Raw genomic sequence first — 19451 nt, 5'->3', positions numbered from 1 at the left:
CCGGCCGCGGCACCGGCCGCACAGCTGGACGTCACCCGTTCGTGAGGCGTCGGCGGCGGGTCACGCCGGGTAGGGCTGTGGCCGGAGGCGAGCCATGGATCAGACCGCGTTGCGTCCCAAGCCGATGCCGGGTGGGCAGTCCGCCACCGGCCGCACGGAATCCCCCCGCAGGACCGCCAGGTGGCGCCTGCGGGGCCCGGGCAGGAACTCCGGGGGCCCGGGGAGCCCAGGGAACCCCGGGAGCCCGGGGAACCTGGGCGGTCCCGGGGCTCCCGGCAAGCCCGGTGCAAGGGGAAAGGGCCACCGCCCGCACGCCCTGCGGCGGCGCGGCAGGCGCCTGACGACCCTGCTGTTCGGCCTGCTCTGCGCGGCGGTCCTGGTGCTCTCCGGCATCGGCATCGGCACGGTGAGCGCCACCGTCATCGGCATGAGCAAACTCGCCGAGATACAGAAGGCGGCGCCACCCGGTGCGCCGGGTGCGTCCGGCGGTCCGGCCGCCAAGCCCCCCGTCGCGGGCACGGCACAGCGCCCGCCCGCGTCCATCGCGCCGGGCGGCCCGCACCGGCCCACCGGCCCCGCCAGGTCCGCCACCCTCGGCGTCGAGGCCGTCGACGCCCCCAGGGGCGCGGGCGCCCTGCTCGTCGGCGTGCACATCCCGGGCCCCGGCTACACCGCGGGCCTGGTGCGCGGCGACACCCTGCTCGCGTTCGGCAGGACCCGCGTCCACTCCGCGGCCGAGCTGGCCGCCGCGGTCGCCGCCGCGCGCCCGGGCAGGCCGGTGACCCTGACGGTCCGCCACGAGGGCGGCGGCCGCCAGGCCCTCTCGGTGCGGCCGGGCATCGTGACATGAGCAGGCGGGTTCGCACTCGCGTGCGGCTGCGGGCAGGATGCTGACGTAGACACTTGGAGGTCCTCATGAGCAGCGCGCCCGCGCCCCGCACCGCCGACGAGCCCGCCCCCTTCACGGCCGACGACTACCAGGCCCGCATGGCGCGCGCCGCCGACGCGGCCGCCGAAGCGGGCCTCGCGGGCCTCGTCGTCGCCCCGGGGCCCGACCTGGTGTGGCTCACCGGCTACCGGCCGACCGCGGCCACCGAGCGGCTCACCGCCCTCGTGCTCGCCGCGGGCCAGGACCCCGTCCTCGTGGTGCCCACCCTGGAGGCCCCGGACGCCGAGCGCGCCGCGGGCGCCCCCGCGCTCACCCTGCGCGACTGGACCGACGGCAAGGACCCGTACGCCGTCACCGCCCCGCTCCTTGCCGCGGACGGCCGCTTCGCGGTGAGCGACAACGCCTGGGCGATGCACCTCCTCGGCTTCCAGAAGGCGCTGCCCGGCACCTCCTACGTCTCCCTCACGGAGGCCCTCCCGATGCTCCGCGCGGTCAAGGACGCCGCGGAGCTCGAGCGCATCGCCGCGGCGGGCGCGGCGGCCGACGCGACGTACGAGGAGATCAAGAAGGTGCCCTTCGCGGGCCGCAGGGAGACGGACGTCGCCGCCGATCTCGCGGACCTGCTGCGCGGGTTCGGGCACTCCCAGGTCGACTTCACCGTCGTCGGCTCGGGCCCGAACGGCGCCAACCCCCACCACGAGGCGGGCGACCGCGTCATCGAGCAGGGCGACATGGTCGTCCTCGACTTCGGCGGCCTGCTGCACGGCTACGGCTCGGACACCTCGCGCACGGTCCACGTCGGCGAGCCGACCGCGGAGGAGCGGCGCGTGCACGACGTGGTGCGCGAGGCGCAGGCCGCGGGCTGCGCGGCGGTCCGGCCCGGCGCGGCCTGCCAGGACGTCGACCGCGCCGCCCGCGCCGTGATCACCGAGTTCGGCTACGGCGAGCGCTTCATCCACCGCACGGGCCACGGCATCGGCGTCACCACCCACGAACCGCCCTACATGATCGAGGGCGAGGAACAGCCGCTCGTACCGGGAATGTGCTTCTCCGTAGAGCCCGGCATCTATCTGCCGGGCCGCTTCGGAGTGCGCATCGAGGACATCGTGACCGTCACGGAGGACGGCGGGCGTCGCCTCAACAGCACCGACCGGGAGATGGCGATCGTCGGCTGAGCCGGGCGGGCAGGCAAGCAGGCGGATACCGGCAGGGCTTCAACTGAAGTCGGTGCGGGGGCCGGTGCGCGGCTCGCGGCCCGGGTAGTACGCGAGCACGTCGTACGGATGGGGCAGCGGCCGCGCGCTCGCCGACGTGAGCCGTTCCTGCTGCTCGGCCGTCAACTCCCAGCCCACGGAGCCGAGATTGTCGGTCAGCTGCGCCACGGACCGCGCCCCGACGATGGGCGCGGTCACCCCCGGCTGCTGGAGGAGCCAGCGCAGGGCGACCTGCGCGGGGGTGCGCCCGGTGTCGTCGGCGATCCCGACGAGCGCGTCGACGACCCGCCAGGTCTCCTCGGTGTCCCGCTGCCGCCAGGCGTGCGAGCCCCGCGCGCCCTTCGGCGGTTCGGCCATGCCGCGCCGGAACTTGCCGGAAAGCCAGCCGCCTTGGAGCGGGCTGTACGGGATGACGCCGACGCCCTCGGCCGCGCTCAGCGGCAGCAGCTCCCACTCGATCTCGCGCGCCAGCAGGTTGTACAGCGGCTGCAGACAGGAGTACGGCTCCCAGTCGTGCGCCCGCGCCACGTCGAGGGCCTTCTGCAGCTGCGCCCCGGAGAGGTTGCTCGCCCCCAGGTAGCGCACCTTGCCCGCCTTCACGAGGGTGTCCAGGGTGGACAGGGTCTCCTCGATCGGCGTCGTCGCGTCCCAGACGTGCGTCTGGTAGACGTCGATGTGGTCGGTGCCAAGGCGCCGCAGGCTCGCGTCCACGGCCGACACGATGTGCTTGCGGCTCAGGCCGCCCGCGTTCGGTGCCTCGCCCATGGTCGCGAACACCTTGGTGGCGACGACGAGTTCGTCCCTGCGGCGGCCCTTGAGCCAGCGGCCGAGGATCTCCTCCGACACGCCGCGCCCGTACATGTCGGCCGTGTCGATGAAGGTGCCGCCCGCCTCCGTGAACGCGTCCAGCATGCGGTGCGAGGTCGCCTCGTCGGCGCCGCTGCCGAACATCATGGCGCCGAAGCACAGTTCACTGACGCGCAGTCCCGTCCGGCCGAGGAATCGCTGCTTCATGTTCCGCCCTCCCCTTGGGTAGGCCCTCAAGATAGGTGCTCGGCGCGGCGGGCAGGCGCTACGAGGCGGCCAGGATCACGCACGACTCGGCGGGCAGCCGCACCGTCCCGTCCGCGTCGGGGGCGTCGACCGGCTCCCACGCGGCGAGCACGCGCGCGTGGCGCCCGCCCAGCGGCACGGCGACCTCTTCCTTGCCGAGGTTCACGGCGATCCGCAGGTCCCCGCGCCGGAACGCGAACCAGCGCGCCTCCTCGTCGTACGCGACCCGCACCGCAGCGAGATCGGGATCCATCAGGTCGCCCCGGGTGCGCCGCAGCGCGATCAGCTCCTTGTGCCAGGCGAGCACGCGCGCGTGGTGGCCGGTCCCCGGCTCGGACCAGTCGAGGCAGGACCGCTCACGGGTGCCGTGGTCCTGCGGATCAGGGATCTCACCCTCGGCCCACCCGTGCGCCGCGAACTCCCGCCGCCTGCCCTGTCGTACGGCCTCGGCGAGTTCGGGATCGGTGTGGTCGGTGAAGAACTGCCAGGGCGTCGTGGCGCCCCACTCCTCGCCCATGAACAGCATCGGCGTGAAGGGACCCGTGAGGGTCAGCGCGGCGGCGCAGGCGAGCAGGCCGGGGGAGAGGGATGCCGCGAGCCGGTCGCCCTGCGCGCGGTTGCCGATCTGGTCGTGGGTCTGCGCAGAGCCGACGAACCGGTGCGCGGGGGTGCGCGCGAGGTCGACGGGGCGGCCGTGCGCGCGGCCGCGGAACGTCGAGTACGTGCCGTCGTGGAAGAAGCCGTGCGTCATCGTCTTGCCGAGCGCGGCCAGCGGGGCCCGCGCGAAGTCCTCGTAGTAGCCCTGCGATTCGCCGGTGAGCGCGGTGTGCAGGGCGTGGTGGAAGTCGTCGTTCCACTGCGCGTGCAGGCCGAGGCCGCCTGCCGCGCGCGGCGTGACGACCCGTGGATCGCCGAGGTCCGACTCGGCGATCAGGGACAGTGGCCTGCCAAGGTCCTCGGACAAGGAGTCGACGGCGGCGGAGAGTTCCTCCAGGAAGTGGCACGCGCGCGTGTCGCGCAGCGCGTGCACCGCGTCGAGCCTGAGGCCGTCGACGCGGTAGTCGCGCAGCCAGGCGAGGGAGCTGCCGATCAGATACGCCCGCACCTCGTCCGAGCCCGGCGCGTCCAGGTTGACTGCCGCGCCCCAGGGCGTGTGGTGCGTCTCGGTGAAGTACGGCCCGAAAGCGGGCAGATGGTTCCCGGACGGGCCGAGGTGGTTGTGGACGACGTCGAGGACGACGCCGATTCCGTGCGCGTGCGCCGCGTCGACAAATCGTTTCAGCGCCTCCGGGCCGCCGTAGGGCTCGTGGACCGCCCACAGCGAAACCCCCTCGTACCCCCAGCCGTACCGGCCGGGAAAGGGGCACAGCGGCATCAGCTCCACATGCGTGACGCCCAGCTCCGCGAGGTGTCCGAGCCGGTCGGCCGCCGCGTCGAGCGTGCCCTCGCGCGTGTACGTCCCCACGTGCAGCTCGTACAGGACCGCGTCCCGCACCCCGCGCCCCGCCCAGGGCGCGCGCCACGCGTACCGGTCGTGGTCGACGACGGCGCTGAGCCCGTCGGGCCCGTCCGGCTGGCGCCGCGAGCGCGGGTCGGGCAGGACGGGTCCGCCGTCGAGCGAGAAGCCGTAGCGCGTCCCGTCCTGGGCCTCCGCGTCCGCCGTCCACCAGCCCGCGCGGTCCGCGTCACGCTCCATCGCACGCGTGCCGCCCGCGCACTCCAGTGCGACCCGCTCGGCCTCCGGAGCCCACACCTCGAACCTCACCGACGGTTCCCCCTCGTCCGCAGTCCGTCACGTCGTCCGTCCCATGGTGCGTCAGGGGCGTGCGGCCCGTGGGGAGAAGCGGCCGATCGGCGTCCGCCCCGGCCATTCTGGACACCCGGGGCGGGATTGGCCGACAATCGCCAAGTGACATCCTCCTTTGAGTTCTCCACATACCCGGCGCGCGTGACGGACGCCGAGCGCGACCGGGCGCTGGACGCACTCAAGGAGGGCGCGGCCGTCGGCAGGCTCTCCCACGACACCTTCCTGCGCCGCATGGAGCTCGTGCTCGCCGCCCGCAAGCCCGACGAACTGGCCGCCCTCACCGCCGACCTGCGCACCGAGGGCCGCTGGCAGCGGATGGTGCTCGGCGGCGTCGAAGCGGTCTCCGGGTTCACGATGAAGCTGCGCAGGGCCTGGCAGGCCGAGCGCCTCCCGAAGCTGATGCTGCCGTCGCCGGACAGCCCCTACCCGCTGCGGATCGGCCGCGATCCGGCCAATGGACTCCGGCTCAGCCACGACACGGTCTCCCGGGTCCACGCCGAGCTGCGCCGGCAGGGCGGCATGTGGGTGCTGCGCGACCTCGGCTCGACCAACGGCACGTCCGTGAACGGCCGCAGGGTGGTCGGCGCCGCCGTCGTCCAGGACGGCGACCTGGTGAGCTTCGGCCGGATGGCCTTCCGTCTCGCCGTGAGCTGATCCCGTTCGAGTGAGTCCGGGTGGGCAAGTGCCCCCGCCGTGTCGATGGATGCAGCGGCGCGGGTGACCGCCCGCGCACCCCCGAGCTCAAGGAACGGTGACGTCATGGCCAGGACGGTACGGAACGCTCTGCTCGCGACGGCGACGGCGGGCGCCCTGCTCGCGGCGGGCACGGCGACGGCGACGGCGCGGTCCGCCCCCGAGCAGTCGCTGCCCGGCAACTGGATGTACGTGGCGGTCATGCAGGGCGACGGCGCCCTCGGCGACCTGGAGGGCACGCTGCTGAACTGCGGCCGGGTGGGCAGCAGTCACCCGGAGGCCGGGAAAGCCTGTCGCCAACTGCGGGCGGCCAAGGGCGACATCAACGAGATCCCGCATCGGGACACGCCCTGCACCATGATCTACAAGCCGGTGACGGCGGCCGCGTACGGCATGTGGGACGGCCGTCGCATGGCGTACGTGAAGAACTTCCCCAACGCGTGCGTGATGGCGTCCGAGACGGGCTCGGTGTTCAAGCTCTCCTGACGGGCTCGGTGTCCAAGCTCTCCTAGTGGGTCACCTGTCCACGCGCGCGTGCCGGTCAGTCGCCCGGTGTGCGCGCGTGCCGGGCGGCGGCGAGCGTGGTCCGCGACTGGTGCTCCACCTGATCCTCCAACGGCACCCAACGCGCCCTGAACCGCTCGGCGAAGGCATTGCTCCAGAGCGTCACGAGCCGCTCCAGGCGGGGCGCCGCCCGGTCGCCCGTCTCCTCCAGGACCCGCAGCAGCATCGCGGCGGCGCGCAGCGGCAGACGGCGGCCGAAGGCGTCGACGCTCCCGATGTACGCCATGGTGGTCCCGGCCGGCGGCAGCCGCCCCCAGTCGTCCGCGAGACCGGGCACCAGGGCGAGCGCCCAGCGCGCGGCCCGCAGCAGCGGCCCCTCGGCACCCGGTGGCAGCCGGGGCAGCGCCTCGCCGAGGATCTCCTCGACAAGACCCGCGTCCCGCCGCAGCCGCCGCGCGAGGCCCCGCATCGCCCGCACCGGGGACGGGTGCGCCGCGTCGTCGTCGACCAGGTCGCTCGCCCACATCGGCACTTCGACGATCGCGGTGCGCCCGCCGTACAGATGCGCGTGGTGCCAGGTGGTGAGCCGGGCGTCCTCGGGCAGGCTCGGGTAGGCGGCGTCCGTGCCCGGGCCGGGCAGCACGTGCACGCCGGGCCCCGACACCGGCCAGCCCGCGGCGTCCGACGCCCCCGCCTCGACCGGGATGTGCAGCTCTGCGGCCGACTTGGCGAACGGCACCGCGAGCCCGGGGATGTCCTTCGTCAACTGCACCCAGCTGCCGCCCAGATCGGTGCCGTGCAGGGACACCTGCAAGTAGGGCCGCAGTTCGTCGATGACGGCCGTCAGGGCGCGCGTCTCGGGTGGCAGCCGATGGGGCGGAAGCACGGAGGGCGACCACTCGGGCTGCTCGGGACCCGCGGGGCGGAAGAAGTTCCGGTGGTAGTCCAGGAGCGTGCGCGGGGCGGGCGTGCGGTGCAGGTCCGCGCCGTCCGGGTCCGCGCAGAGCAGGAAGTGCCAGGAGGTGTCCGCGCGCAGCCGCCAATCGCGCAGTGTCCACTCGGCGAGGTGCAGCAGCGTCGAGCCGCCGGTGGGTTCGTTGGCGTGCGCCCCCGCGACGACGAGGACCGCGCGGGCCGCGCGTCCCACGGAGAGCAGGTGCAGCGGCCTGCCCGCGCGCGAGGCACCGACCTGCCGCAGGGTGCCCAGGTCGGGCCGGTGGGCTACCAACTGGCGTGCGGAGGAGGTGAGTTCAGGAACACTGGGATAGCGCTGCACCGCCAGTTTGACTCACCCCCGTCTGGTCCGTCACTGACGCAATCCGCAGTACGCCACGTGCCGGGGGCGGTGTCAAGGACGCCTGCGCGTGCTCCTCGGCCCCGGCCGCCGTCACCCGTACGGACGTACGGAACCTGCGCGTCGAAGCCCTCGGTGGTCGTCTTGGACACACCCGCGCGGCCGCATGCCGCGCCGACGCACAGGTGGGAGCCCTGCGGTGCGTTGCTTCCCCGGCCCGATAGCCACGCCGCCCCCTGTTCCGCCGACGGAGAAGCGGAATGCCCCGACGCGGCACGCCCCGGAGCCACCCCCACCCGTCCCTGACGCCACGGAACCGGTGCCCGCCCCCGAGTGTCAGCAGCCACCGGCCGTGACGGAGGCGCGGGCGAACGCCCCCTCCGGCGCCCCGGAGGGCCTGTCCGCCGCCCGGGGCGCCCGCTGCCCGGCCGGTGGACGCACGGCGCCGTACCGGGCCGCTGAGGCCCCGCACGGGCGCCGCACGGAGCCGCCCAGTCTGCTGACGCCCGATGCCGGACGCGACCCGCACCCGCTGTACCGGATGCTCCGTGCGGACTTTCCCCTCGTCCGGGACGAGGCCGCCGGGGCGTGGCTGGTCAGCCGGTACCGGGACGTGCGTGCCGCGCTCGCGCGGCCGCGGCTCGTGGCGCTGCCGCCGGGGCGGACCCTCGCGCACCTGGAGGGCGCCTCGCACCTGGCGCACCGGTCGCTGGTCTCGCCCGCGCTGCGCGGCCCCGCCCTGGACGCGCTGGCCGCCGCCACCCACCGCACCGCCTACGTCCTCGCCCGCCGCATCGCCGCCCGCGAGGAGGCCGATCTGGTCGCCGAGTTCTGCCGGTGGCTGCCGACCGCCGCGGCCGTCGCCGCGCTCGGGCTGCCCTACGAAGACACCGCCCGCGTCCAGGAGTTGTGCCGCGGCGGGCTCACGCACCTCGGCGGCGGGCACCCCGGCCTCGACGCCTTTCTCCGCCCCCACCTCGCGCGCCGCAGAAGCCACCCCGGCGACGACCTGCTCTCCGTCCTGTGCACCGCCGAGGTCGAGGGGCGCCCGCTGTCCGACGAGACCGTGACGGGCATCGCGGGGACGCTGCTCGGTGGCGGCGGCGATGCCACGGCGCTCGCGCTCGCCTCGTTCCTCGCCGATCTCCTCGACCATCCGCGCCAGTTGGCCCTCGTCAGGGAGCGGCCGGGCCTCATCCCCGGGGCGTGGGCGGAGTCCCTGCGCCGCGACCCGCCCGCCCCCGTGGTGCTGCGCCGCGCGGTCCGCCCGGTCGCCGTGGCGGGCGTCCCGCTGCCCGCGGGGGCCGTCGTGGCGTGCCTGGTGGGCTCCGCGGGCCGCGACCCCGCGCGGTTCGCCGACCCCGACCGCTACGACATCTTCCGCGCGGATCCCGGCCGCGTCGCGCTCGGCGCGGGCCGCCACTCCTGCCCGGGCGCCGCCCTCGCGGGGCTCGTCGCCGAGTACGGCCTGCGGGCCCTGCTCGACGCGCTGCCGGGGCTGCGCTGGGCGCCGGGGTTCAGACCGGCGCCGGAGGGACTCCTGACCCGCGGGCCGCGCATGCTCCTCGTACGCCCTGGGTGACTGCTACTGCTCGGGCTCCTCGCCGGTCCGGGTGAGAAGCACCACGGGCGAGTCCGCGAAAAGCTCCGCCACGCGCGTGTGCCCCTCGAACTCCCGCTCCGGAGCCAGCACATCGGCCCACCGTCCCGCGGGCAGCGCGAGGTCCGTCCCGCGCCAGCCCCCGGCCTCCGCGAGGCGCAGCGAGAGCCGCGTCACGGCGACCACGACCTCTCCGGAGCGGGCGTAGGCCACGCAGTGCGCCGCGCCGGGACCTTCGGCGGTCAGCGGCTCGTACGTCGCGGTGCCCCCGAAGAGTTCGGGCCGCCGCCCGCGCAGCCGCAGCGCCGCGGCGGTGAGCGCGAGCTTCTCCTCCGAGAGGTCCCAGCGTTCCGGCCGCGTGTCGAGCCGCTCCAGGACGTGCGGCTGGAAGCGCACGGGCCTGCGGTTGTCCGGGTCGACCAGGGCGCGGTACTCGCCCTCCGTGCCCTGGTACAGGTCGGGCACCCCGGGCATCGTCAGATGCAGCAGCGCGGCCCCGAGGACGTTCGCTCGCACATGGGGGCCCAGTTCGCGCGCGAACGACGCGACCGCGTACAGCGGGGGACCGCAGGGACCGGCCTCGGCGAACGCGGTGACCGCCTTCTCGTACGCCTCGTTGGGCTCGGTCCAGCTGGTGTGCAGGCCCGCCTCGCGCACATGCTTCAGGAGGGCGTTCTGCAGCCGCATGTCGTACGGGAAGCCGAAGCCGACCGCGGTCTGCCAGGCCGCCCACGCCAGTTGGGGATCGGGCGCGCACGTGCCGCCCACGCGCGCGGTCTGCTCGGTCACCTCCGCAAGGAGGTCCGCCCACCGCTCCGGGCACTGCGTCAGGACGGCGATGCCCGCGCGCACATCGGCGCTGCGCTTGGTGTCGTGCGTCGTCAAGGCCGTGCCCGAGTAGGGCCAGTCGCGCTGCACGCGCGCGCAGTACGCGTGGAACGTCTCCGCGGAGACCGCGGGCCGCTCGGGCGCGCCGCCCACCTCCGCGGCCGAGAGCAGCGGCGCGTGCCGGTAGAACGCGGTGTCCTCCACCGCCTTGGCGCGCAGCGCGGACGCCGTCTGCGCGAACCGCGTGCGGAACTCCTCCACCGCGCCCCTGGAACGCCCGTCGGCGGCCCCGTGCCGCCCCAGCGCCAACTCCCGTACGACATCGACCGCCGCGGCCTCCTCGGGCACCCCGAAGACCGTCCTGGCCTCCTGCGCGGCCCGGGCGGTGAGGACCGTTTCGGGGGCGGCGCCCCCGGAGGCGTACGGCCGGTAGACGGGGAGCCGCACGAGCAGTTCCCTGAGGGCGGTGCGCAGCGCCCACGGCGCGTGGTCGCGCAGGGCGGGGTCCGTGGCGCAGATCGCGGCGGCCGCGCGCGTGAGACGGTCCACCTCGGCGGCCAGCTCGTGCGTGACGACCTTGTACGCGGCGCGGCGCACGGTCGCCGCCCAGTCGCCGCCCCGGTCGGCGGGCGGCGCGGCGAACCGCCGGTACTGGCCGAGGAGTTCGCCCGCGCCCGCCGGGTCGGTGAAGACGCCGTCGATGTGGTGCAGCGCGTCGTACCCGGTGGTGCCCGCCACCGGCCAGGCGGCGGGCAGCTGTTCGCCGTCGGCGAGGATCTTCTCGACGACCGTCCAGCGCCCCTCGGTCGCCTCGTGCAGCCTCTGGAGGTACGCCCCGGGGTCCGCGAGCCCGTCGGGGTGGTCGATCCGCAGCCCGTCGACGACCCCTTCGCGCAGCAGCCGCAGCACCGTGGCATGGGTCGCATCGAACACCTCGGGGTCCTCGACCCGCACCCCTATGAGGTCCGAAATGGTGAAGAAGCGCCGGTAGTTGAGCTCCGTACGGGCAAGGCGCCACCAGGCGAGGCGGTACCACTGCGCGTCGAGGAGTTCCGGCAGCGGCAGTTCCTCGGTGCCCTCGCGGACCGGGAACGCGTGCTCGTAGTAGCGCAGGACGTGCCCGTCGACCCGCAGCCGGGGGAGTTCGTCGCCGAGTCTGCCGCCGAGGAAGGGCAGCAGGACGCGGCCCTCGTGCGCGTCCCAGTCGATGTCGAACCAGCGCGCGTACGGCGACGTGGGGCCCTCGCGCAGCACCTCCCACAGGGCGTGGTTGTGGCGCGGCACGGCCGCCATGTGGTTCGGCACGATGTCCACGATCAGCCCGAGCCCGGCCGCCGCGGCGGTGCGCGACAGGGCCCGCAGCCCTTCCTCGCCGCCGAGTTCGTCCCGTACGCGCGCGTGGTCGGTCACGTCGTAGCCGTGCGTGGACCCGGGGACCGCGTCGAGCACCGGCGACAGATGCAGATGCGAGACGCCGAGCGAGGCCAGATAAGGGACGGCCGCCTCGGCCGCGTCGAAGGGGAAGTCGGGCTGCAGCTGGAGCCGGTACGTGGCGGTCGGTGCGGGCGGCACCGCGGGCCGTGGGCGCTCAGGCGTCATGCGAACGTACGTACCCGCCTGGACGGCTTTCGTGCCATCGACTCATGCGTGTCTCCGCTACGGCGTCGTTAGCGTCGGACGATGGCTCGGAGCACGCTGGACGCGTATCGCAAGGTGGTCGGGATGACCGGGGTGCCGCTCCCCGTGGTCTCGTTCCTCGGCAGGCTCCCGGTGGCCATGATCCAGTTCGGCAGCGTGCTCCTGGTGACGGAGACCAGCGGGTCGCTGGCCACCGGCGGCATCGTCGCCTGCGCGCTCGCCCTCGGCCAGGTGTCCCTGGGGCCGTTCGTCGGGCGGCTCGCGGACCGGCACGGGCAGCGCACCGTCGTGCTCGCCTTCTCGCTCACCAACGCCGTGGCCATCGCGGCGTACACCCTGGGCGCCCTCGCGGATCTGCCGACCCCGGTGCTGGCGGCCCTGGGCGTGCTCGCGGGCGCGACGGTCCCCGGGATCGGCCCGCTCGCCAGGGCCCGCGTCGTTCCCCTGGTCCGCGCCAAGGGCGGCGACGACCGGCTCGCGGGCGCCGTGCTGTCCCTGGAGAGCACCATGGACGAGCTGTCCTTCGTGCTCGGGCCCGCCCTGGTGGGCCTCGCGTCCGTGGCGGGCCACCCGGCGTACGCCTTCGGCCTCGCCGCGCTCCTTGTCGCCGTCTGCGGGACGGGCTTCGCGCTGCACCCCACCGGGCGCACCACCAGGGCGGCCCCGCAGGGACCGGCACGCGCGCGTGCCCCGCGTCCGCGCCTGCCGCGCTCGGTGTACGTGGTGCGGATCGGACTCGTCTTCCTGGGCGTGCTGCTCGGCGCCTGCGGGGCCGGGATCACCGCGCTCACCGAGGAGTTGGGGCGGCCGGGCCAGGCCGGGCTCGTCTATGCCGCGATGGGCGTGATGAGCGCCGTCGTGGGCCTCTCGATGGCGGCGCTGCCCGAGCGCTTCGGGCTGCTCGCGCGCTGGCGCGTGGCGACGGCCGCCGCGGCGCTCCTCTCGGTGCCCCTGGTGTGGACGGACAGCCTGGCGGGCCTCTACGTAGTGGTCACTTTCTTCGGCGCGATCTATGCGCCGAACCTCATCACGGGCTTCGCCCTGACCGAGCGCGCCATGCCCCCGCAGCGGCTCGCCGAAGGCATGACGTTCGCGGCGAGCGCCTTCGTCGGCGGCCAGGCGGTCACGCTCGCCGTGGCGGGGCGCCTGGCGGAATCCCACGGCGCGGGCGCGGCGTTCGCGCTCGGCAGCGCGGCCGCGGCGGTCGCGTTCGCCATCGCCCTGATCGCCCGAGAGGAGCGGCCCCGGACGTCCCGCGAGCCGCTCAGGTCCTTCGCCGTCACGCCGGACGCTGCAGCACCGTCAGACTCCGGTCGGCCAGCGTGACCCGGTCGCCCGCCCGCACCTTGGGGCCCGGCTCGGGCGGCACCCCGTCCTCCTGCGCCGTGTCGACCACGACCTGCCACTGACGGCCGTGGTTGACCGGCACCACGAACTCCAGTGGTTCCGGGGAGGCGTTGAACATCAGCAGGAACGAATCGTCGGTGATCCGCTCGTCGCGCGGACCCGGTTCCGAGATGGCGTTGCCGTTCAGGAACACGCTCAGGGCCCGCGCCTGCGACGCGCCCCAGTCGCGCTCCGTCATCTCCTCGCCCTCCGGCGTGAACCAGGCGATGTCCGACAGCTCGTCATGGGTGCCCTGGACGGGCCGGCCGTGGAAGAACCGCCGCCTGCGGAAGACCGGATGGTCGCGCCGGAGCATCGCCATCGCGCGCGTGAAGGCCAGGACGGAGCTCTCGCCCTGTGGCCAGTGCACCCACGCCACTTCGTTGTCCTGGCAGTAGGCGTTGTTGTTGCCGCCCTGCGTGCGCGCGAACTCGTCGCCGTGGCTGAGCATCGGCACGCCCTGGGAGAGCATCAGCGTGGCGATGAAGTTCCGCATCTGCCGCGCGCGCAGCGCGAGGACGCCGGGATCGTCCGTCGCGCCCTCGGCGCCGCAGTTCCAGGAGCGGTTGTGGCTCTCGCCGTCCTGATTGTCCTCGCCGTTGGCTTCGTTGTGCTTGTCGTTGTACGAGACGAGGTCGTGCAGCGTGAAACCGTCGTGGCAGGTGGTGAAGTTGATGGAAGCCAACGGGCGCCGCCCGTCGTCCTGGTAGAGGTCGGACGAGCCGGTGAGCCGCGAGGCGAACTCCGCGAGCGTGCGCTGCTCGCCCCGCCACAGGTCGCGGACCGTGTCGCGGTACATGCCGTTCCACTCCGTCCACAACGGCGGGAAGTTGCCGACCTGATAGCCGCCCTCGCCGACGTCCCAGGGCTCGGCGATCAGCTTCACCTGGCTCACCACCGGGTCCTGCTGCACCAGGTCGAAGAACGACGAGAGCCGGTCCACCTCGTGGAACTGCCGGGCAAGGGTGGCCGCGAGGTCGAAGCGGAAGCCGTCGACGCGCATGTCCGTGACCCAGTGCCGCAGCGAATCCATGATCATCTGGAGGACGTGCGGCGAGCGCATCAGCAGCGAATTGCCCGTCCCCGTGGTGTCCATGTAGTACCGGGGATCGTCCATCAGGCGGTAGTACGAGGCGTTGTCCAGGCCCTTGTAGGAGAGCGTGGGGCCCAGGTGGTTGCCCTCGGCCGTGTGGTTGTAGACGACGTCGAGGATCACCTCGATGTCCGCCTCGTGCAGCGCCTTCACGGCCTGCTTGAACTCCAGGACCTGCTCGCCCCGGTCGCCCCAGGAGGCGTACGCGTTGTGCGGGGCGAAGAAGCCGATGGTGTTGTAGCCCCAGTAGTTGTTGAGGCCCATGTCCACCAGGCGGTGGTCGTTCACGAACTGGTGGACCGGCATCAACTCCAGGGCGGTGACGCCCAGTTCGGTGAGGTGCTCGATGATCGCCGGATGCCCGAGCGCCGCGTACGAACCGCGCAGGTCGTCCGGGAGATCGGGATGCAGCATGGTCAGGCCCTTCACATGGGCCTCGTAGATCACGGTCTCGTGGTACGGCGTGCGCGGCGGGCGGTCGTCGCCCCAGTCGAAGTACGGGTTGACCACGACCGACGTCATCATGTGCGGCGCCGAGTCCAGGTCATTGCGTTTTCGGGGGTCTTCGAAGTGATAGCCGTAGACCTCCTCGCCCCACTCGATGCGCCCGCTGACCGCGCGGGCGTACGGATCGAGCAGCAGCTTCGCGGAGTTGCAGCGGTGCCCCTGCTCGGGCGCGTAGGGGCCGTGCACCCGGAAGCCGTACCGCTGGCCCGGCATGATGCCGGGCAGATACGCGTGCCGTACGAAGGCGTCGGACTCGCGCAGTTCGATGGCTGTCTCCGAGCCGTCGTCGTGCAGAAGGCACAACTCCACGCGCTCTGCGGCCTCGGAGAAGACCGCGAAGTTTGTACCGGCTCCGTCATATGTGGCACCTAACGGGTACGCCTGCCCAGGCCAGACCTGCATGACGACGACTCTTCCACTAACGCCCCATCGAGTTGGGGCCACTTCGGCCAGAGTCTCCCCGAAAGTGGGGCAACCACCCAGGAGTTGAGCCCGTCTAACCGTCTGACCACATACTCGGTATGCCCCTTCTTGGGGCTCGTGGGGGAAAAGGGGAGTAAGTGCGAGAGCTAGTCAGACACCACTTGGGGAAGGTGGTGGCGGGCGCGGCAGTAGCGGTGGCCGCCGCCGCGGTGCTGGTGGGCGTCACGCTGCCGGAGTCGGGCGAGTCGGGGGACCGCCAGACCAACGCGGCAGCCGCGAAGCAGGACGCGATCGCGAAGGACGGCGTCGTCGAGGCCGCACCGGACGAGGGCAAGAAGGGCATAGGCAGCGACCCGCTGACCGACGCCGAGACAGCGCTCGCCGAGAAGGCATCGGTGACGGGCGCCATGCGCTCCAGCGCCAGGGACGTCGAGGGCGACCGCGGCCCGCAGCTTCTTTCGACGAACCTCAGCGAGCCCGAGCCCACCGACTCGGGTGCCGCGGCCCCGCGCAGGGCAGAGGTCGTCTACTACGACTACAAGAAGGACGCGGTCATCACCAAGACGGTCAACGTGGAGACCGGCAAGGTGGAGAACACGAACACCACGCTGAACGTCCAGCCGCCGCCCAGCCAGGAAGAGCTCGCCGAGGGTGCCAGGCTGCTGATCGCCGACCCGCTCGGCAAGGGCCTGAAGCAGGACTACAAGCACGCCACGGGCAAGGCGCTGACGGGCCCGGGACAGCTGCAGCTGAGCGGCATGGTCTTCCGCAAGGAGACCGTCGAGCGCGTGCCGTCCGACCTCACCGAGTGCGGCAAGCACCGGTGCCTCCAGGTCGTCACCAAGGTCAAGAACGGCCCGTGGATCGACACCAGGGCCCTCGTCGTCGACCTGAGCACCCGTTCCGTGGGCCGCCTCGGCTGATTCCGGCCGCTCGCGCACGACACCACACTTCTGCTTCTCCTCGTACGAGGGAGTTCACACCGCAATGCACGTCAACAGACTTTCGCGCGCCCGCAGGAAGGCCACCATGGCCCTCGCGGTCTCCGCGCTGATCGGTGGCGCCGCCAACGTCGCCTCGCCCGCTTCTGCCGCCCCTCAGGCGCCGCCGAGCGCCCCCGCGGCGGCCGCCGACTGCAGTGACGCCTACAAGATCGAGCAGACCGTCGACGGCGGCACGACCTGGCGCATGTGCTGGCACTACAACACCCTTTCCGGCCTGATCCTCGACAAGATCAGCTACCAGCCCAAGGGCGAACCGAAGCCGATACCCGTCCTGACCAGCGCCCGGCTCGCCCAGGTCCACGTCCCCTACGACGACGGCCAGGCCGAGTACGACGACGTCACCGGCACCGACTTCGGCCAGGCCCTGCAGAACCTCAACCCCGGCGAGTGTCCCGGCGGCACCATCAAGACCGTGAAGGTTCCGCAGCGCGGCAACGTGAAGGGCCTGTGCGCCACCACGCGCGCGCGGGGGCACGCTTACCGCCTCAACGACGACGAGTCCACCGGCGGCACCGGCAAGGTCTACACCGGCCAGGGCAAGGACCTGCTCGTCTACACCGTGAACAAGGCGTCCTGGTACGAGTACATCACCGAGTGGCGCTTCTCCTCGGACGGCACCATCACCTCCCAGGTCGGCGCGACCGGCAGCCTCTCGCCGTACGACTACGACGGCGGCGACAGCCGCGGCTGGCCCATCGGCAAGGGCGACCAGGCCAAGGCGGAGAGCCACGCGCACAACGTCTTCTGGCGGCTCAACTTCGGCCTCGACGGCTCCCCGAAGGCCAAGGTCGAGCAGTACGACTCCAAGGTCACCCCGCCCACCGGCGACGGCAGCCCCACCACGAAGACCACCCGCACCAAGGTCACCAAGGAACTCGCCGGTGACCGCAAGGACATGCGCTGGTGGCGCGTGGTCAGCGGGGCGGGCAAGAACAAGGACGGTCACCCGCGCTCGTACGAGATCGTGCCGGGCCCCAGCAACAAGCACGCGGGACGCCCCTACACCAAGCACGACGTGTACTTCACCGAGTACAAGAAGTGCGAGCAGTACGCGAGCCAGAACCCCGGGTGTGCCAACGGCGTGCCGACGAGCGTCGACAAGTGGGTGAACGGCCAGACCCTCACCCACCCGGTCACCTGGGTCCACATCGGCTTCCACCACATCGCCCGTGACGAGGACCAGCAGCCGATGCCGGTCCACTGGCAGGGCTTCTCGCTGGCCGCGCGCGATGTCACCGCTATGAGCCCGCTCACTCCGCAGGACCTGGCGAACCAGAACGGCCAGCCCCCGCTCGGTGGTTGAGAAACCACCCTTCCCATCCGGCTGCACCGCCCGCCGCTCCCGGAGTACCCTTCCTTGATCGTTGACTGGGGGAGTGCTCGGGGGAGCGGAAGGCGGTGCGCGGGTGAGCTCGGGTGGGCGGGAGCTGCCCCCTGGTGACGAGGGTCACGAGGGGAGCTCCGTCGACGTTCCCCCCGGAGCGGTGTCCCTGGCACGGCCGATGGAGATGGGATCTCAGATCGGACCCGAACTGGACTGGGGCGCCGACGCCTGGCGTGAGGTCCGCACCCGCGCCCAGCGGGCCGGACGGGCCTACATCTGGCTGAACCTGGTGGAGCAGCGGCTGCGCGCTGTCGTGGCCGCTGTTCTGCGTCCCGTCTACGAACCCGTCCACGCGGAGGACTGGGTGGTGGCCGCCGCGGGCCCGGCCGGGCAGGAGTGGGTGCAGCGGGCCGTCGCCGTGCGCGAGGTGAGCCGCCGCAAGGGCTATCTGCTCGACCCGGCCGACGACAACGTCCTCAGCTTCCTCACCCTGCCCCAGCTGCGCGAGCTGATGGTGCAGCACTGGCCGTGCTTCGAGCCGTACTTCGACGACCGGCGCGACGTCGAACTGGCCCTGGACGAGCTGGAAGTCACCCGGAACGTCGTCTCCCGCAACCGCGCCCTGTCCGAGGCGGTCCTCGCCCAGGCCGAGCGCGCATCCGCCAGGCTCCTGGACATACTCGGCACGGGCACCGACACGCCCTCCGCGCGGCGGCTGCCCGTCGACGCGGTCGAGGACCTGGTCGGCGACCGGTACGCGGACGTGGTGGCGGTGCACCCGGACCGGGTGCGGCTGCTCCGGCAGTTCCCCGCCGAGGACATCTTCGGCGGCGCGCGCCGCCTCGACGCGATCGGCATAGGGCTCAACCTCCTCGTGCAGAACTTCTCCGGGCGCCGCCTGGTCAGGCTCGCCGAGTCGGGCTGCCGGGTGCGGCTGCTCTTCCTGAACCCGGCGAGCAGCGCGGTCAAGCGCAGGGAGCGCGAACTGGGCCTGAAGAAGGGGGAGTTGAGCCGTTCCGTCGAGATGAACATCCTGCACTCGCGCCGGGTGCGGGCGCGGCTGCGCGATCCGGACGCCTTCGAGATCCAGGTCTTCGACGAGACGCCGCGGTTCACGGCCTATCTGGTCGACGGCGACGGCGCGGACGGCATCGCGGTCGTCCAGACGTATCTGCGCAGGACCCGCGGGATGGAGGCGCCGGTGCTCGTCCTGCGCGGCGGCGGCCGGGTGGTCAGGCCGGGCGACGCCGGTGAGGGCGGGCTCTTCTCGACCTACCGCGAGGAGTTCGAGCTGGCGTGGGCGGACTCGCGGCCGGTGTCGTGAGCACGGGGACGGGCGAAGCGGAACGCGGCCCTCGGATTGTCAGTGGCGCATGGGATCGTGGTGGTCACTGGGGGAAAGCACCACGAAGAAGGGGGCGGCCATGGGCTGGCACCGGGAGCTGCTGATCGGTTTCGACCTGGAGACGACAGGGACGGACCCGGCCGAGGCGCGCATCGTCACGGGCGCGGTGATCGAGGTCAAGGCCGGCGAGACGCTCGGCCGCCGCGAGTGGCTCGCGGATCCGGGAGTCCCGATCCCGGCGGACGCGGTGGCGGTGCACGGCATCACGAACGAACGCGCGACGGCCGAAGGACGGCCCGCCGCCGAAGTGGCGGACGCGCTCGCGGACGTCCTCACGACCTACTGGCAGTCGGGCGTCCCGGTCGTCGCGTACAACGCGGTCTTCGACCTGAGCCTGCTCTCCGCGGAGCTGCGGCGGCACGGCCTGCCGTCCCTGCGCGACCGCCTCGGCGGCGTCGACCCGGGACCCGTCATCGACCCGTACACCATCGACCGCTCCGTGGACCGCTACCGCAAGGGCAAGCGCAACCTGGAAGCGGTCTGCACGGAGTACGGCGTGGTGCTCGAATCCGCGCACAACGCCTCCGCCGACGCGCGCGCCGCGGCGGGGCTCGCCTGCGCGATAGCCGAGCGCCATCCCAAGGTCGCCGCCCTCGGCCCGGCGGAGCTGCATCGCCGCCAGGTCGCGTGGTACGCGGAGTGGGCGGCGGACTTCCAGAACTTCCTCCGGAAGAGGGGGGACGCCGACGCGGTCGTGGAGGGGGACTGGCCTCTCCGGGCGGAGGGCTAGCGCTCCCCCCCCCATTACTTTCTACGTAGCCCCGCAACGGGGTTACCGGCCTTCGGAGT

The 19451-nt window shown here is 73.0% G+C and carries 15 protein-coding genes; 10 read left to right on the top strand and 5 right to left on the bottom strand.

Annotated features, from left to right (window positions below; genetic code table 11):
* The first annotated feature begins 94 nt into the window (after positions 1-94).
* On the top strand, positions 95-850 hold the full coding sequence (locus ACFWZ2_RS37925; RefSeq protein WP_384553748.1) for a PDZ domain-containing protein: 756 nt from the start codon (positions 95-97) through the stop codon (positions 848-850).
* A 65-nt stretch (positions 851-915) separates the two neighbouring features.
* Entirely contained in the window at positions 916-2064 is a 1149-nt protein-coding gene (locus tag ACFWZ2_RS37920; protein WP_384553746.1) for an aminopeptidase P family protein, read from the top strand.
* Positions 2065-2103: 39 nt separating this feature from the next.
* Here ACFWZ2_RS37920 and ACFWZ2_RS37915 read toward each other — a convergent pair whose 3' ends face one another.
* Together ACFWZ2_RS37915 and treZ are read right to left on the bottom strand one after the other, a co-directional pair.
* Positions 2104-3117, bottom strand: coding sequence for an aldo/keto reductase (locus ACFWZ2_RS37915; RefSeq protein WP_384553744.1), 1014 nt, complete (start codon positions 3115-3117; stop codon positions 2104-2106).
* A gap of 58 nt (positions 3118-3175) precedes the next feature.
* Positions 3176-4921 (bottom strand): malto-oligosyltrehalose trehalohydrolase, encoded by a 1746-nt coding sequence (gene treZ / locus ACFWZ2_RS37910; RefSeq protein ID WP_384553742.1) that lies wholly within the window; start codon positions 4919-4921, stop codon positions 3176-3178.
* 144 nt (positions 4922-5065) lie between these two features.
* On the opposite strand from treZ, the gene ACFWZ2_RS37905 reads away from it, so the two are divergent.
* Both ACFWZ2_RS37905 and ACFWZ2_RS37900 read left to right on the top strand, forming a co-directional pair.
* The gene (locus ACFWZ2_RS37905) at positions 5066-5617 is read left to right on the top strand and encodes an FHA domain-containing protein (protein ID WP_384553740.1); all 552 of its coding nucleotides are present in this window, start codon (positions 5066-5068) and stop codon (positions 5615-5617) included.
* Between the two features lie 105 nt (positions 5618-5722).
* Complete coding sequence (locus ACFWZ2_RS37900) at positions 5723-6142, top strand: SSI family serine proteinase inhibitor (RefSeq protein ID WP_384553738.1); 420 nt, start codon at positions 5723-5725, stop codon at positions 6140-6142.
* Between the two features lie 55 nt (positions 6143-6197).
* Here the strand turns inward: ACFWZ2_RS37900 and ACFWZ2_RS37895 are convergent, their stop codons facing one another.
* Positions 6198-7442: a M14 family zinc carboxypeptidase gene (locus tag ACFWZ2_RS37895; RefSeq protein ID WP_384553777.1), complete on the bottom strand. Its 1245-nt coding sequence runs from the start codon at positions 7440-7442 to the stop codon at positions 6198-6200.
* A gap of 364 nt (positions 7443-7806) precedes the next feature.
* On the opposite strand from ACFWZ2_RS37895, the gene ACFWZ2_RS37890 reads away from it, so the two are divergent.
* Positions 7807-9036: a cytochrome P450 gene (locus ACFWZ2_RS37890; RefSeq protein ID WP_384553737.1), complete on the top strand. Its 1230-nt coding sequence runs from the start codon at positions 7807-7809 to the stop codon at positions 9034-9036.
* A 3-nt stretch (positions 9037-9039) separates the two neighbouring features.
* Here ACFWZ2_RS37890 and treY read toward each other — a convergent pair whose 3' ends face one another.
* On the bottom strand, positions 9040-11481 hold the full coding sequence (gene treY, locus ACFWZ2_RS37885; protein WP_384553735.1) for a malto-oligosyltrehalose synthase: 2442 nt from the start codon (positions 11479-11481) through the stop codon (positions 9040-9042).
* A gap of 81 nt (positions 11482-11562) precedes the next feature.
* On the opposite strand from treY, the gene ACFWZ2_RS37880 reads away from it, so the two are divergent.
* Positions 11563-12846, top strand: a complete 1284-nt coding sequence (locus ACFWZ2_RS37880) for an MFS transporter (protein WP_384553733.1) — start codon at positions 11563-11565, stop codon at positions 12844-12846.
* Here the strand turns inward: ACFWZ2_RS37880 and glgX are convergent.
* Positions 12800-14908, bottom strand: a complete 2109-nt coding sequence (gene glgX / locus ACFWZ2_RS37875) for a glycogen debranching protein GlgX (RefSeq protein WP_384553731.1) — start codon at positions 14906-14908, stop codon at positions 12800-12802. The genes ACFWZ2_RS37880 and glgX overlap by 47 nt on opposite strands.
* A 158-nt stretch (positions 14909-15066) precedes the next feature.
* Here glgX and ACFWZ2_RS37870 point away from each other — a divergent pair, with 158 nt between their 5' ends.
* The 4 genes from ACFWZ2_RS37870 to ACFWZ2_RS37855 all read left to right on the top strand — a co-directional run bounded on the left by ACFWZ2_RS37870 (position 15067) and on the right by ACFWZ2_RS37855 (position 19392).
* Positions 15067-15852 (top strand): Tat pathway signal sequence domain protein, encoded by a 786-nt coding sequence (locus tag ACFWZ2_RS37870; RefSeq protein ID WP_384553729.1) that lies wholly within the window; start codon positions 15067-15069, stop codon positions 15850-15852.
* A 64-nt stretch (positions 15853-15916) separates the two neighbouring features.
* Complete coding sequence (locus tag ACFWZ2_RS37865) at positions 15917-17236, top strand: copper amine oxidase (protein ID WP_384553728.1); 1320 nt, start codon at positions 15917-15919, stop codon at positions 17234-17236.
* Positions 17237-17339: 103 nt separating this feature from the next.
* Entirely contained in the window at positions 17340-18581 is a 1242-nt protein-coding gene (locus tag ACFWZ2_RS37860) for an SAV2148 family HEPN domain-containing protein (protein WP_384553727.1), read from the top strand.
* A gap of 100 nt (positions 18582-18681) precedes the next feature.
* The gene (locus ACFWZ2_RS37855; protein WP_384553725.1) at positions 18682-19392 is read left to right on the top strand and encodes a 3'-5' exonuclease; all 711 of its coding nucleotides are present in this window, start codon (positions 18682-18684) and stop codon (positions 19390-19392) included.
* The last annotated feature ends 59 nt before the right edge of the window (positions 19393-19451 follow it).

The sequence above is a fragment of the Streptomyces sp. NPDC059002 genome, from assembly GCF_042740435.1.
Classification (GTDB): domain Bacteria; phylum Actinomycetota; class Actinomycetes; order Streptomycetales; family Streptomycetaceae; genus Streptomyces.
The sequence above is the reverse complement of the archived record's forward strand: the minus strand, read 5'-3'. Positions and strand labels throughout refer to the sequence as shown.